12 protein-coding genes are annotated in these 14,579 nt (G+C 64.0%); 10 read left to right on the top strand and 2 right to left on the bottom strand.

Annotation, left to right across the window (positions count from 1 at the left end; genetic code table 11):
- Nucleotides 1-3: 3 nt before the first annotated feature.
- A complete protein-coding gene (locus tag P9239_RS12355) occupies nt 4-2,589 on the bottom strand; it encodes a [protein-PII] uridylyltransferase (protein ID WP_309751153.1) in 2,586 nt (861 codons plus the stop codon).
- Between the two features lie 88 nt (nt 2,590-2,677).
- Nucleotides 2,678-3,487: a type I methionyl aminopeptidase gene (gene map / locus P9239_RS12350; protein WP_309751151.1), complete on the bottom strand. Its 810-nt coding sequence runs from the start codon at nt 3,485-3,487 to the stop codon at nt 2,678-2,680.
- Between the two features lie 370 nt (nt 3,488-3,857).
- Here map and rpsB point away from each other — a divergent pair, with 370 nt between their 5' ends.
- The 10 genes from rpsB to P9239_RS12300 all read left to right on the top strand — a co-directional run bounded on the left by rpsB (nt 3,858) and on the right by P9239_RS12300 (nt 14,561).
- Nucleotides 3,858-4,610, top strand: a complete 753-nt coding sequence (rpsB, locus tag P9239_RS12345; RefSeq protein ID WP_087043768.1) for a 30S ribosomal protein S2 — start codon at nt 3,858-3,860, stop codon at nt 4,608-4,610.
- Nucleotides 4,611-4,746: 136 nt separating this feature from the next.
- The gene (gene tsf, locus P9239_RS12340; protein WP_309751146.1) at nt 4,747-5,628 is read left to right on the top strand and encodes a translation elongation factor Ts; all 882 of its coding nucleotides are present in this window, start codon (nt 4,747-4,749) and stop codon (nt 5,626-5,628) included.
- Between the two features lie 250 nt (nt 5,629-5,878).
- On the top strand, nt 5,879-6,592 hold the full coding sequence (gene pyrH / locus P9239_RS12335; RefSeq protein WP_159835987.1) for a UMP kinase: 714 nt from the start codon (nt 5,879-5,881) through the stop codon (nt 6,590-6,592).
- A 103-nt stretch (nt 6,593-6,695) separates the two neighbouring features.
- Entirely contained in the window at nt 6,696-7,256 is a 561-nt protein-coding gene (gene frr, locus P9239_RS12330) for a ribosome recycling factor (protein ID WP_159835988.1), read from the top strand.
- 86 nt (nt 7,257-7,342) lie between these two features.
- Complete coding sequence (uppS, locus tag P9239_RS12325) at nt 7,343-8,125, top strand: polyprenyl diphosphate synthase (protein ID WP_309751139.1); 783 nt, start codon at nt 7,343-7,345, stop codon at nt 8,123-8,125.
- On the top strand, nt 8,119-8,931 hold the full coding sequence (locus tag P9239_RS12320; RefSeq protein WP_309751137.1) for a phosphatidate cytidylyltransferase: 813 nt from the start codon (nt 8,119-8,121) through the stop codon (nt 8,929-8,931). Before uppS ends, P9239_RS12320 begins: the two co-directional genes overlap by 7 nt.
- A gap of 19 nt (nt 8,932-8,950) precedes the next feature.
- Nucleotides 8,951-10,168 carry a 1-deoxy-D-xylulose-5-phosphate reductoisomerase gene (locus tag P9239_RS12315; protein WP_309751135.1) on the top strand — a complete coding sequence of 406 codons (1,218 nt, stop codon included), beginning with the start codon at nt 8,951-8,953 and terminating at the stop codon, nt 10,166-10,168.
- 7 nt (nt 10,169-10,175) lie between these two features.
- A complete protein-coding gene (gene rseP / locus P9239_RS12310; RefSeq protein WP_309751133.1) occupies nt 10,176-11,558 on the top strand; it encodes an RIP metalloprotease RseP in 1,383 nt (460 codons plus the stop codon).
- A 77-nt stretch (nt 11,559-11,635) separates the two neighbouring features.
- Complete coding sequence (bamA, locus tag P9239_RS12305; RefSeq protein WP_309751129.1) at nt 11,636-13,948, top strand: outer membrane protein assembly factor BamA; 2,313 nt, start codon at nt 11,636-11,638, stop codon at nt 13,946-13,948.
- A gap of 112 nt (nt 13,949-14,060) precedes the next feature.
- A complete protein-coding gene (locus P9239_RS12300) occupies nt 14,061-14,561 on the top strand; it encodes an OmpH family outer membrane protein (RefSeq protein ID WP_309754028.1) in 501 nt (166 codons plus the stop codon).
- Nucleotides 14,562-14,579: the final 18 nt, after the last annotated feature.

The following is a 14,579-nucleotide window of genomic DNA, read 5'->3' as shown; positions in this document are numbered from 1 at the left end:
GTCTCAGGCTGCGATCGCGCGCAGCAGTTCGGTTTCGACCTGGATCTGCGTGCGGTTCGACGACAGGCTCTTGCCATCGAGCAGGAACACGTCTTCGACGCGTTCACCGAGCGTGTTGATTCGGGCCGCCTGCACGCCGATCCGGTGTTGCGCCAGCACGCGCGCGATCGAATAAAGAAGGCCCTGCCGATCGTTCGCCGACACGGACAGGATGTAATACTGGCCACGCTCGTCGGGGCGCAAATCCACGCGCGGCGTGACCGGAAAAGTGCGCACGAGCCGCGAAACGCGGCCCTTCGAGGGCTCCGGCAGAATGCTTTCGTCCGTCAGGCGCGCGCTCAATTGTTGCTCGACGAGATTGGCGATATCACGATAACTCCCGTCGTGATCCGGATGCGCCACGAGGAAGTTGTCTAGCGCGTAGCCGTGGCGCGTGGTGGTGATGCGTGCATCGAGCACGGACAAGCCGTTCTTGTCGAAATACGCGCAAATGCCCGCGAAGAGGTCCGGCCGGTCGCGCAGATAGACGAGCACCTGCAACGCCGCGCCGATCGGCGAGGGCCGCGCGCGCACGATGGGCGACTCGCTTTCCACATGCCGGCACAGCACGCGCGTCTGCCACGCGATATCCGCCGGATCGTGACGCAGGAAATAGCCGACGTCGAGCTGATCCCACAGGCGCTTTTCCGCGCCTTCCGGCACGGTTTCGAGGCGCAGCAGCGCGAGCGCGGCCTCGCGCCGGGACTTGAGCTCGGAGTTCGTGTCGGGGCGCGCGCCGCCGAGCACGGCGAGCGTCGCGCGGAACAGGTCTTCCAGCAGCTTGCCTTTCCAGTTGTTCCAGACCTTCGGGCTCGTGCCGCGAATGTCCGCCACGGTCAGCAGATAGAGCGCCGTCAGGCGCCGCTCCGTTTTCACGACCGACGCGAACTGCTTGATGACTTCGGGATCGCTCGTGTCCTGCTTCTGCGCGACGTGGCTCATGGTCAGATGCTGCTGCACCAGCCACACGACGAGTTCCGTGTCGTCGGCGCCGATCTCGTGTTCGCGGCAGAAGCGGCGGGCGTCGGCCATGCCGAGCGTCGAATGATCACCGCCGCGTCCCTTCGCGATATCGTGGAAGAGCGCCGCCACGTAGAGCACCCACGGCCGCTCGAAGTTGCCCATCAGCTGGCTGCAGAACGGATACTCGTGCGCGTGCTCGGCAATCGCGAAGCGGCGCAGATTGCGCAGCACCATCAGGATGTGCTGATCGACCGTATAGACGTGGTAGAGGTCGTGCTGCATCTGCCCGACGATGCGCCGGAAATTCAGCAGATAGCGCCCGAGCACGCTCGTCTGGTTCATCAGTCGCAGCGCATGCGTGATGCCTTCGGGCTGCTTCAGGATCTCCATGAAAAGACGACGGTTCTCCGGGTCGCGCCGCCAGTTGCGGTCCATGATTTCGCGGGCGTTGTAGATCGCCCGCAGAGTCCGCGCGGAGAGTCCCTTGACGCCGCGCGTCTGCTCATACAGCAGGAACGCTTCGAGGATGGCGTGCGGTTCCCGCTCGAACACGTCGTCGCTGGCGATTTCCAGCATGCCTTGCTTCTCGACGAACCGCTCCGACAGCACGCGCGTGATGCCCGACGTCGACGGAAACAGCTGCGCTTCAACGTTCTGAATCAGAATGGTCGCGAGTTGCGTGACGGCCTTGGCCGCCCAGTAATAGCGCCGCATCAGCTGCTCGCTCGCGCGCTTGGCGGCGGTCGCCTTGAAGCCGAAGCTCTCGGCGAGCGGCGTCTGCAAGTCGAAAACGAGGATGTCCTGCCGGCGCTTGGCGATCACATGCAGGCGGGCGCGCAGCGTCTTCAGGAAACCTTCGTTGCGGCGCAGTTCGCGCGCTTCCCGCTCAGTGATCAGTTCGCGCGCGTCCAGTTCGCGCCAGCTCGAGCCGAATCCCGCCGCCCGCGTGATCCACAGAATCAGTTGCAGGTCGCGCAAGCCGCCCGGGCTTTCCTTGATGTTCGGCTCGAGGCTGTACGGCGTGTCCTGGAATTTGGCGTGACGCTGGCGCATTTCCAGCACTTTCGCCTGAAAGAAGGAACGCGGGTCGAGCGTCTCGCGATAGCGTTCCGTGAAGCGGGCGAAGAGCGCCGCGTCGCCGCCGATGCGCCGCGCTTCCAGCAGCGATGTCAGCACCGTGACGTCGTTGCTCGCTTCCGCGATGCATTGATCGACCGAGCGCACGCTGCTGCCGATATCGAGCCCCAGATCCCACGCCATGCCGATGAAACGCTCGACGCGTTCGTTGACGTCGGCCTCTTCAGCCTGCGCCACGGCGTCCGGCAGCAAGACGAGAATATCGACGTCGGAATAGGGCGCAAGCTCGCCGCGCCCGTAACCGCCGACCGCGACGAGCGTCGCGCTCGCGGGCATGCCGGACGCGGACCAGGCGCCTTTCAGGGCGTCGTCGGTGATGCGGGCCAGCGCTTGCATCAGCGATTCGACGTTCGACGCCGTCTCGAAGCGTTCGATGAGTGCGGCTTTCGCTGCCTTGTAGGCGGCGCGCAGCGTTTCGCAAGGCGAGGCGACGGCGGCAGTGACGCTCATGGGACGGGTCGGCGTGAGTTGGCGGGAACGGCGGAAGACGGATCAGGAAGGCGGCTGCGCGCGGCGCGCGCAGCGTGTCGAACGTTTCTTACGCGGTCGCCGCGATCAGTTGCGAGGGCGCTTGCGTGCCGGCGGACACGGTCAGCACTTCGTAGCCGGTCGGCGTCACGAGCACCGTGTGCTCCCATTGTGCGGACAGACTGCGGTCGCGCGTCTTGACGGTCCACTGGTCGGGCATCGTGCGGATGTCGCGCCGGCCGGCATTGATCATCGGCTCGACGGTGAAGATCATGCCCGGTTGCAACTCGATGCCCGTGCCCGGCCGCCCGTAGTGCAGCACCTGCGGCTCTTCGTGGAACACCTTGCCGATGCCGTGGCCGCAGTACTCGCGCACGACGCTGTAGCCTTGCGCCTCGGCGTGCTTCTGAATAGCGTGGCCGATGTCGCCCAGATGCGCGCCCGGGCGCACTTGATCGATGCCGAGCCACATGCAGTCGAACGTCGTCTGCACCAGGCGCTTGGCGAGAATCGAACCCTCGCCGACGATGAACATGCGGCTCGTGTCGCCGAAATAGCCGTCCTTGATCACCGTGATGTCGATGTTCAGCGCGTCGCCGCTTTTCAGCACCTTCTCGCCGGGAATGCCGTGGCAAATGACGTCGTTGACCGAGATGCAAGTGGCCTTCGGGTACGGCGGATAGCCGGGCGGCTGGTAATTGAGCGGTGCGGGCACCGTGCCCTGTTCCTTCACCATGTATTCGTGGCAAAGGCGGTCGAGTTCTTCGGTGGTCACGCCGGGAACGATATGCGGCGTGATGAAATCGAGCACTTCGCTGGCGAGCCGGCAGGCGACGCGCATCTGCGCGATATCGTGATCGTTTTTCAGCGTAATGGACATGACTGGCTCTGAATGCGCGGTGTGGCGGGAAGGCGGGCGTGAGCCGCGAAAGCGGGCATTATCGCACCTTAGGAAAGGCGCCGCAGCGCGATTCTGCTGCGCGCCCGGCGCTTGCGCCGGTTTCGGCGCTGGTTTTGCGGCCATCGTGCAGCTTGAGCCGTGTAATCGTCACATGCTATACTCATGGGCTAAGTCTTAGTCCACTCGGTGTGGCTGGACTTAGAAGCGTTCGCGGTTCACAAGGCAGCGCTATTTCGAAACTCAAGCCGGCGCACCCAGGGTGTCCGGCGTCCGGGCAGCGAGAGATGTCGCTGAAACCGGGCGCAGGATGCGGCAGCCGGCTTAAGACCTAACCCTCGCGGAGAATTTCATGGCAGTCACGATGCGTCAAATGCTGGAAGCCGGTGTCCACTTCGGTCACCAAACGCGCTTCTGGAACCCCAAGATGGCCCCGTACATCTTCGGTCATCGCAACAAGATTCACATCATCAACCTCGAAAAGACGCTGCCGCTCTACAACGACGCGCTGAAGTACGTGCGCCAGTTGGCAGCGAATCGCGGCACGATTCTTTTCGTCGGCACGAAGCGTCAGTCGCGCGACACCATTGCGCAGGAAGCGCAGCGCGCAGGCATGCCGTTCGTCAACGCCCGCTGGCTCGGCGGCATGCTGACGAACTTCAAGACGCTGAAAGTGTCCATCAAGCGCCTGAAGGACATGGAAGCAGCGGTCGAGTCGGGTGAAACCGAGCGCATGAGCAAGAAGGAAGCCCTTCTGTTCGAACGCGAAATCGCCAAGCTGCAAAAGTCGATCGGCGGCGTGAAGGACATGGGCGGCATTCCGGACGCGATCTTCGTGATCGACGTCGGCTACCACAAGATCGCCGTCACCGAAGCGAAGAAGCTCGGCATTCCGGTCATCGCCGTGGTCGACACGAACCACTCGCCGGAAGGCATCGACTACGTGATCCCGGGTAACGACGACGCGTCGAAGGCCGTCGCCCTGTACGCCGAAGGCGTTGCGGACGCGATACTCGAAGGCCGCGCGAACGCCGTGAACGACGTCGTTCAGGCCGTGCGCAACGGCGAAGGCGACGAGTTCGTCGAGGTCAACGCAGAGGCGTAATCGAGCCCTGTGGCCGGCAAAAAAGGGGGCTTTGCGAAAGGCCCCTTTTTTTTAGTCGGCGCGATGGTTGAACCAATCTTTGCCGTGGGCGCAGACGCGCCGGCGGCACGTATCAAACAGACTCAAGGAGCGAATGATGGCGGCAATTACCGCAAGCATGGTGGCAGAACTGCGCGCGAAGACCGATGCGCCGATGATGGAATGCAAGAAGGCGCTGACCGAAGCCGACGGCGACATGGCGCGCGCTGAAGAGCTGCTGCGCGTGAAGCTCGGCAACAAGGCGAGCAAGGCGGCATCGCGCGTGACGGCCGAAGGCATCGTCGTGGCGCACGTCGAAGGCGGCGTGGGCGCGCTCGTCGAGCTGAACTGCGAAACCGACTTCGTCGCGAAGAACGACGACTTTATGACCTTCGGCAAGGGCATCGCGGCGCTGGTCGCGAAGAGCAACCCGGCTGACGTGGCCGCGCTGTCGGCCATGCCGTACGAAAGCAACACGGTCGACGCCGTGCGTCTCGCGCTCGTCGGCAAGATCGGTGAAAACCTGTCGATCCGCCGCTTCGTGCGCTTCGAAACGTCGAACAAGCTCGCGTCGTATCTGCACGGCACGCGCATCGGCGTGCTGGTCGAGTTCACCGGCGCGGACGAGCAAGTCGGCAAGGACGTGGCGATGCACATCGCCGCGATGAAGCCGGTTTCGCTGTCGGCGGACGAAGTGCCGGCCGATCTGATCGCGAAGGAACGCAGCATCGCCGAGCAGAAGGCTGCTGAATCGGGCAAGCCGGCTGAGATCGTCGCGAAGATGGTCGACGGCAGCGTCCAGAAGTATCTGAAGGAAGTCTCGCTGCTGAACCAGCCGTTCGTGAAGAACGACAAGCAGACGATCGAACAGATGCTGAAGGCAGCCAACGCCTCGGTGCAGAAGTTTGCGCTCTTCGTGGTGGGCGAGGGCATCGAGAAGCGCCAGGACGATTTCGCGGCAGAAGTGGCGGCGCAAGTCGCGGCGGCCAAGCAGTCGTAAGCCGTACCCGCGGCGCGTGCGCTGAATGGCGCGGCGCCGCGTCGAAGCGAACATCCGCGGCGGATCGCAGCACGCATCTGCCGCAAGCATCAAGGCGTTCCGGTTCGCATCACGTGGCGGGCGCGGTAGGTTCGGGTTAACCCGCGCATGCCGCGCCCGTCGTTCCGATCCGGGCCGCTTGCGGTAAATATTGTTTCACCCCTACAGTTCTACGTTGTTGCAACCCTCCTCGGCGCGATCGGAACCTCATATGCCCACAGCCTACAAACGCGTACTCCTCAAACTCTCCGGCGAAGCCCTCATGGGCGACGATGCCTTCGGCATCAATCGCGCAACAATCGAAAGGATGGTGGCGGACGTCGCTGAAGTGGTGCGGATGGGAACACAGCTGGCCGTCGTGATCGGCGGCGGCAACATCTTCCGTGGCGTGGCAGGCGGCGCGGCCGGCATGGACCGTGCGACGGCCGATTACATGGGCATGCTCGCCACGATGATGAACGCGCTCGCGCTGCAGGACGCCATGCGCCACGCAGGCATCGAGGCGCGCGTGCAGTCGGCGCTGCGCATGGATCAGGTGGTCGAGCCGTACATTCGCCCGCGAGCCATTCGCCAGCTCGAAGAGGGCAAGGTCGTGATTTTCGCGGCCGGCACGGGCAATCCGTTCTTCACGACGGACACCGCTGCTGCGCTGCGCGGCTCGGAAGTCGGCGCCGAAGTGGTGTTGAAGGCGACGAAGGTCGATGGCGTATACTCCGCCGACCCGAAGAAAGATCCGAGCGCGACGCGCTACAGCACGATCAGCTTCGACGAAGCGATCGGCCGCAATCTGCAGGTGATGGACGCCACGGCTTTCGCTCTGTGCCGCGACCAGAAACTGCCGATCCGCGTGTTCTCGATCACCAAGGCCGGCGCGCTTAAGCGCATCGTGCAAGGCGACGACGAAGGGACGCTCGTCCACGTGTAAACTCTCGCGTAATCGGGCGCCGCGCGCACCCGGCGTGAACCGCGCCGGAAGAGGGCGAAGCGGGCGCTCGCATCGCCAGTAAACCCAGGTTTTGGAGGTTCAAATGAGTGTGGCTGACATTAAAAAGGGCGTCGATCAGAAGATGCAGCGATCGATCGAGGCATTTAAGGCCGATCTCGCCAAGATCCGCACGGGCCGCGCGCACACCGGTCTGCTGGATCACATCCAGGTTGATTACTACGGCTCCAATGTGCCCATCTCGCAAGTGGCGAACATGACGCTTGTCGACGCCCGCACGATCGGCGTGCAGCCGTGGGAAAAGAAGATGGTCGCCGTCGTCGAAAAGGCGATCCGCGAATCGGATCTCGGCCTCAATCCGGCCACGCAAGGCGATCTGATTCGCGTGCCGATGCCTGCGCTCACCGAAGAGCGCCGCCGCGAACTCACGAAGGTCGTGAAGAGCGAAGGCGAAACGGCGAAGATCGCGGTGCGCAATCTGCGTCGCGACGCCAACGAGCAATTGAAGAAGCTCGTGAAAGACAAGGAAATCTCGGAAGACGACGAGCGCCGCGCAAGCGACGACGTTCAGAAGCTCACCGACAAGTTCGTGGCGGAAATCGACAAGCTCGTTCAGACGAAAGAAGCCGAAATCATGACGGTGTGAGGCCGAAAGCCGGTCCTGCCAGCCTCGCGTAACGAAAAACCCGAGGCTGGCTTTTCACTTCCCGTCGATTACAAGACTCAGCGGCCATGACCTATACCAGCTCTACCGTTCGCGTGCCCGATGTCGCGGCTGTCCCGCGCCACGTCGCGATCATCATGGACGGCAACGGCCGTTGGGCGACCGAGCGGCGTTTGCCGCGTGTCGCCGGTCATACGCGCGGCGTGGATGCGGTGCGCGCGACCGTCGAAAGCTGCGCGAAGCGCGGCGTCGAGTTCGTCACGCTGTTCGCGTTCAGTTCCGAAAACTGGCGTCGTCCGACGGACGAAGTATCGTTTTTGATGCGCCTGTTCGTGACCGCGCTCGAACGCGAGATCGGCAAGCTGCACGCCAACGGCATTCGCCTGCGTGTGGTCGGCGACGTCTCCATGTTCGACGACCGCATCCGCGCGCTCATCCAGCGAGCCGAAACCAAGACCGCGCGCAACACGCGCCTCACGCTGACCATCGCGGCCAATTACGGCGGGCGCTGGGACATCATGCAGGCGACGAAAAAGCTCATCGCGCAATCGCTTGAACAGGGCGCGCCCGCCCGCGTGGACGACGAGTCGTTCGCGGAGCATCTCGCCATGGCCTACGCGCCGGAGCCCGACCTTTTCATCCGGACGGGCGGCGAGCAGCGCATCAGCAATTTCCTGCTGTGGCAGCTCGCGTACACCGAGTTTTACTTTACCGATACCTACTGGCCCGATTTCGACGCCGACGCGCTCGACCGCGCGATCGCGTCGTATGGCGGCCGTGAGCGCCGTTTCGGGCGCACCAGCGCGCAACTCGCTTCGCAATCGCAGAAGGCCGACACCCTTTCATGCTAAAGACCCGTGTCATCACGGCAATCGTGCTGCTGGCAGTTCTTGTGCCGGTCACGCTATTCGCGCCGATCGGCGCATTCGGCGCACTGATCGGCTTTGTCGTCGTGTTCGCCGCGTGGGAGTGGGGACGCCTGCTGAAGCTCAACGGCGCAGGGCCGGTGGCCTACGCGTTGGTCGCGGGACTCGCCCTCATTTTCAGCACGTACCTCGGCGTCGCGCCCAAGGCGCTCTTCCAGATGGCGGCGATCTTCTGGGTGCTCGCGGGACCGTACGCGCTCTTGCGCAAGCCGGTTCTGGCAGGCGGCGCGTGGCGCGCCTTCCTGCTTTTCGCCGGTATTATCGTGTTCGTCGCGTGCTGGCATGCGGTCGTCGCGGCGCGCACCGTCGGCGTGGCATTCGTGCTATCGCTTCTACTAGTCGTCTGGCTGGCTGACATAGGCGCATACTTCGCCGGAAAAGCATTGGGCCGCCACAAGCTCGCGCCGTCCATCAGTCCGGGCAAGACGTGGGAAGGCGCCATCGGCGGCTGGCTGGCCGTCATGGTGACCGGCTCGCTGGCGGCGGCCACGGGCGCCTATGCGCCGACCGTGTTCTCCGCTTTCGTCGGACATCTCGGCTGGGCGCGCGCGCTCGTCGCGCTCACCGTGCTGGTGGCGTTCAGCGTGGTCGGCGATTTGTTCGAATCGCTCCTGAAACGCCAGGCCGGCGTCAAGGACTCGAGCGGTCTGCTGCCGGGCCACGGCGGCGTGCTCGACCGCATCGACGCATTGTTGCCTGTATTGCCGATCGCATTGCTCATGCTCGCATAGATCGGCCAGAGAAGATTTCATGCAAAAACGTCTTACATTGCTCGGCTCCACGGGCTCGATCGGCGACAGTACGCTCGACGTCGTGGAGCGGCATCCGGACCGGTTCTCGGTCTACGCGCTCACCGCCCACCGCAACGGCGACAAACTCGTCGCGCAATGTCTGCGCTTTCAGCCCGAAGTGGCGGTCGTGGGCGACGCTGAAACTGCCGCGCGCGTGGCCGCGGCCTTGCGCGCCGCAGGCAGCAAGACCGAAGTGACGCACGGCCCGGACGCGCTCGTCGAGGTGGCCCGCGCCGCCCAGTGCGATACCGTGGTCGCGGCGATTGTCGGTGCAGCGGGCCTTGCGCCGACGCTGGCCGCCGCGCGCGCCGGCAAGCGCATTCTGCTCGCCAACAAGGAAGCGCTGGTCATGTCCGGCCAGATCTTCATGGACGCAGTGCGCGACAACGGCGCCGTGCTGCTGCCGGTCGACAGCGAGCACAACGCCGTGTTCCAGTGCCTGCCGCCCTGCGCGGACAACGAGGCGCGGCTCCACGGCGGCGTGTCCAAGATCATTCTGACGGCGTCCGGCGGGCCGTTCCGCACGCGCGAGCCTTCGACGCTCGTCGACGTCACGCCCGACGAGGCCTGCAAGCATCCTAACTGGGCGATGGGCCGCAAGATTTCCGTCGATTCCGCGACGATGATGAACAAGGGCCTCGAAGTCATCGAGGCGCACTGGCTCTTCGATCTGCCGGGCTCGCGCATCGAAGTGCTGATCCATCCGCAAAGCGTGATTCACTCGATGGTGTCGTACGCCGACGGCTCGGTGCTCGCGCAACTCGGCAATCCGGACATGCGCACGCCTATCGCCCACGCGCTGGCGTTTCCGGATCGCGTGGATTCGGGCGTCGCGCCGCTGGATCTCGCGCAGATCGCGTCGCTGACGTTCGAGAAGCCGGACTTCGCGCGCTTTCCTTGTCTCGCGCTCGCCATCGACGCGCTCGAAGCCGGGGGCATCGCGAGCGCGGCGCTGAACGCGGCGAACGAGATTGCGGTCGAAGCGTTTCTCGCGCGCCGGATCGGCTTCATGTCCATCGGCGGCGTGGTCGAGCGCGTGCTGAACGCGTTGCCCAACACGAGCGCCGCATCGCTCGACGACGTGCTCGCCGCCGATGCCAGCGCGCGCCGTCTCGCGTCCCGTTTCGTCGCAGAGCTCACTGCGAGCGCGCCAGGCGCGGAACCCATCGCCCATTGAGGCCGTCATGAACTTCCTGACCGAAATCGTCGCCTTCGTCGTCGCGATTGGCGTGCTCGTCGTCGTCCACGAATTCGGTCACTACAGCGTCGCGCGACTGTGCGGCGTCAAGGTCTTGCGGTTCTCGGTCGGCTTCGGCAAGCCGCTCGTGCGCTGGGTCAGCAAGAAGACCGGCGTCGAGTGGACCATCTCGGCGCTGCCGCTCGGCGGCTACGTGAAGATGCTGGACGAACGCGAGACCGAGGACAGCATCCCGTCCGAGGATTTGCCGCGCGCCTTCAACCGGCAGCCGGTCATCAAGCGCATTGCGATCGTCGCGGCCGGGCCGGTGGCGAATTTTCTGCTGGCGATTGCGCTCTTCTCCGCCGTGTTCGCGGGCGGCGTGACCGAACCGCAGGCGATCGTGTCGACGCCCGCGCCCGCGACGGCCGCCGCACGCGCCGGCTTCGAGGGCGGCGAGAAGATCATGTCGATGCGCGACGCGCAAGGCGGCCAGACGGAGCCGATCCGCTCGTGGTCCGACCTGCGCTGGAAGCTGCTCGACGCGTCCTTCGATCACCGGCGCGTCGTGCTGATGGCGAAGACGCACGACGGCACCTTCGACTTTCCGGTGAACGTCGCGGGCATCACGGACGCGGACGCCGAACAGGATTTCATGGACAAGCTCGGCTTCACGCCGGGCGGCGGCACGCTGACGGTCGCGGGCGTCGAGCCGGGCAGCGCGGCGCAGAAGAGTGGCCTTGCCGCTGGCGACCGGCTGCGCGCCATCGACGGCCGCCCGGTCGACAACGCGACGAGCTTCATCGATTACGTGAAAGCGCACGGCGGCAAGCCGGTGACGCTCGTGATCGAACGCGGCACGGGCGGCGATGCAAAGCGCGCGTCCGTGCAGATCGTGCCCAATGTGAAGCGCGACGCCGCGACGGGCAAGGACGTCGGCCGCATCGGCGCGGCGCTCGCGAACCAGTTGCCCACCGTCGACGTCCGTTACGGTCCGCTCGAAAGCCTGCGTCTCGGCGTGAATCGCACGTGGGACATCAGCGTGTATTCGCTGCGCATGTTCGGCCGCATGATCGTGGGGCAGGCGTCGCTGAAGAACCTGTCCGGCCCGGTCACCATCGCGGATTACGCGGGCAAGAGCGCGCGGCTCGGTCTGACCGCGTTCGTGTCTTTCCTGGCGCTCGTCAGCATTAGCCTCGGTGTGTTGAACTTGTTACCGATTCCGGTTTTGGACGGTGGGCATCTGTTATATTATTTGGTTGAAGCCGTTACCGGCAAAGCCGTGTCCGATCGCTGGCAGCTGGTTCTGCAGCGGGCGGGGCTGGTCTGCATCGTCGCTCTGTCGATGATCGCGCTCTTCAACGACCTGACTCGCCTGATCCGTTTCTGATCCACTTTGATAATGTCTGGCGGCGCTCCTCACGCGACCGCCGGAACGAATGCAGCTTTAAATACTGGGGAAGCACGTTGTTCAAACCTCATCGCTTTGTTCCTAAGTCGGCTGTGGCCGCGGCGCTCGCCGCAACGGGCATGGCGGCACACGCCACCACGCCTTTCGTCGTGCAGGATATCCGGATCGAAGGGCTCCAACGCATTGAGCCGGGTTCCGTGTTCGCTTATCTGCCGATCAAGCAAGGCGACACGTTCACCGACGACAAGGCCTCCGAAGCGATTCGCGCGCTGTATGCAACCGGCTTTTTCAACGACGTACAGATTGCAACCGAAGGCAACGTGGTGGTCGTGCAGGTGCAGGAGCGGCCGGCCATTTCGAATATCGAATTCACCGGTCTGCACGAGTTCGACAAGGACACGATCAACAAGGCGCTGCGCTCTGTCGGCCTGTCGCAGGGCCGCTCATACGACAAGTCGCTGCTCGACAAGGCCGAGCAGGAACTGAAGCGCCAGTACCTGACGCGCGGCTACTATGCGGCCGAAGTCACGACGACCGTGACGCCGGTGGACCGCAATCGCGTCTCGATCCTGTTCTCGGTGGCGGAAGGCCCGAGCGCAAAGATTCGCCAGATCAACTTCGTCGGTAACAAGGCAGTCAGCAGCGGCACGCTGTTGAGCGAAATGCAACTGTCCACGCCGAACTGGTTCTCGTGGTACACGAAGAGCGACCTGTACGCGAAGGAAAAGCTGACGGGCGACCTCGAGAACGTGCGTTCGTACTACCTGAATCACGGTTACCTCGAGTTCAGCATCGACTCCACGCAGGTGTCGATCTCGCCGGACAAGAAGGACATGTACCTGACCATCGCGGTGCATGAAGGCGAGCCGTACAAGGTCGCGAGCGTCAAGCTCGCCGGCAATCTGCTCGACCGCGAGCCCGAACTCAACAAGCTCATCACCGTGAAGCCGGGTCAGCTTTTCTCGGCAGAGAAGCTGCAGGCGACCACCAAGGCGATCGTCGACAAGCTCGGACAGTATGGCTACGCGTTCGCGCAGGTGAATGCGCAGCCGGAGATCGATCAGGCGCATCACACGGTCGCGCTCACGCTGCAAGTCGATCCGAGCCGCCGCGTCTATGTGCGCCGCGTGAACATCGTCGGCAATACGCGCACGCGCGACGAAGTGGTGCGCCGCGAAATGCGCCAGCTCGAAAGCTCGTGGTTCGATTCGAGCCGGCTCGCGCTCTCCAAGGACCGTGTCAATCGTCTCGGCTATTTCACGGACGTGGACGTCACCACGACGCCGGTGGAAGGCACCAACGACCAGGTGGATGTCGACGTCAAGGTGGCCGAAAAGCCGACCGGCGCCATCACGCTGGGCGCGGGTTTCTCGTCGACCGACAAGGTGGTACTGTCGGCGGGCGTTTCGCAGGACAACGTGTTCGGTTCGGGTACGAGCCTCTCGGTCAACGTCAACACGGCGAAGACGTATCGCACGCTGACGGTTACGCAGGTCGATCCGTACTTCACCATCGACGGTATCAAGCGCATTACGGACGCCTACTACCGTACCTACGAGCCGCTGTACTACTCGACCGATTCGAGCTTCAAGATCGTGACGATGGGCGCGGACACGAAGTTCGGCATCCCGTTCTCCGAGCAGGACACCGTGTTCTTCGGCCTCGGCGCCGAGCAGAACACCATGGACGTGGACAGCAACACACCGGCGTCCTATCAGAAGTACGTGCAGGACTTCGGCCGCGTGGTGAACAACTATCCGGTGACGGTCGGCTGGTCGCGCGATAACCGCGACAGCGCGCTGGTGCCGAGCCGCGGCTACTACATCCAGTCGAACGCGGAATACGGCACGCCGCTGGGCAACACAACGTACGCCAAGTTCGACGCGCAGTTCCAGTATTACTACTCGTTCGCACGCGGCTTCGTGCTCGGCTTCAACCTGCAAGGCGGCTACGGCAAGGGCTTCCAGGGCCAGACGTACCCGATCTTCAAGAACTACTACGCGGGTGGTATCGGTTCGGTGCGTGGCTATTCGCCGAGCTCGCTGGGTCCGCGCGACGCGAAGACGAACGATCCGATCGGCGGCTCGCGCATGGCGGTCGGCAATATCGAGCTGACGTTCCCGCTGCCGGGCACGGGCTACGACCGCACGTTGCGCGTGTTCACGTTCCTCGATGCCGGTAACGTGTGGGGCGACCCGAATCAGGGCGGTACGAGCGACGGCGCGAACGGGCTGCGCTACGGCTACGGTGTGGGTCTCGCCTGGATTTCGCCGATCGGCCCGCTCAAGCTGAGCCTCGGCTTCCCGCTGCAGAAGCACACGGGCGACCAGTACCAGAAGTTCCAGTTCCAGATCGGTACGGCCTTCTAAAAGACGGCCCGACGTGAACGAACGCGGACTTCATTCAAATAGACGTGACGTGAGGAACACTTTGCGAACCGGTAAGCTTTCGAAACATGCGGCGCTGGCGCTGACGTTGTCTATGGTCGTAGGCCTTGGCGCCGTCGCGAAAGCGGACGCTCAGGAAGCGCGCATCGCAGCGGTCAACTCGGACCGCATCCTGCGCGAATCGTCGGCGGCGAAGGCGGCGCAGTCGAAGCTGGAGCAGGAGTTCTCCAAGCGCGACAAGGCGCTGCAGGACATGGCGCAGCGGCTCAAGTCCATGTCGGACAACATCGACAAGAACGGCGCGTCCATGTCGCCGCTCGACCGAGCCGCGCGCCAGCGCGATCTCGCCCAGCTCGACGCGGACTTTCAGCGCAAACAGCGCGAATTCCGGGAAGACCTGAATCAGCGCCGCAACGAAGAACTCGCGGCGGTGCTGGATCGCGCGAACAAGGTCATCAAGCAGATCGCCGAGCAGCAGCACTACGACCTGATCGTGCAGGAAGCGGTGTACGTGAGCCCGCGTATCGACATTACCGATCAGGTGCTCAAGGCGCTCGCAGCGACGAGCCAGAACGGCGGCACGAGCCCGAACTGACGAGGAGTTTTCACAGGC

The organism is Caballeronia sp. LZ062, assembly GCF_031450785.1.
Taxonomy (GTDB): Bacteria; Pseudomonadota; Gammaproteobacteria; order Burkholderiales; family Burkholderiaceae; genus Caballeronia.
Note: the sequence above shows the minus strand (reverse complement) of the source record. Positions and strands in the feature narration are given on the sequence as shown.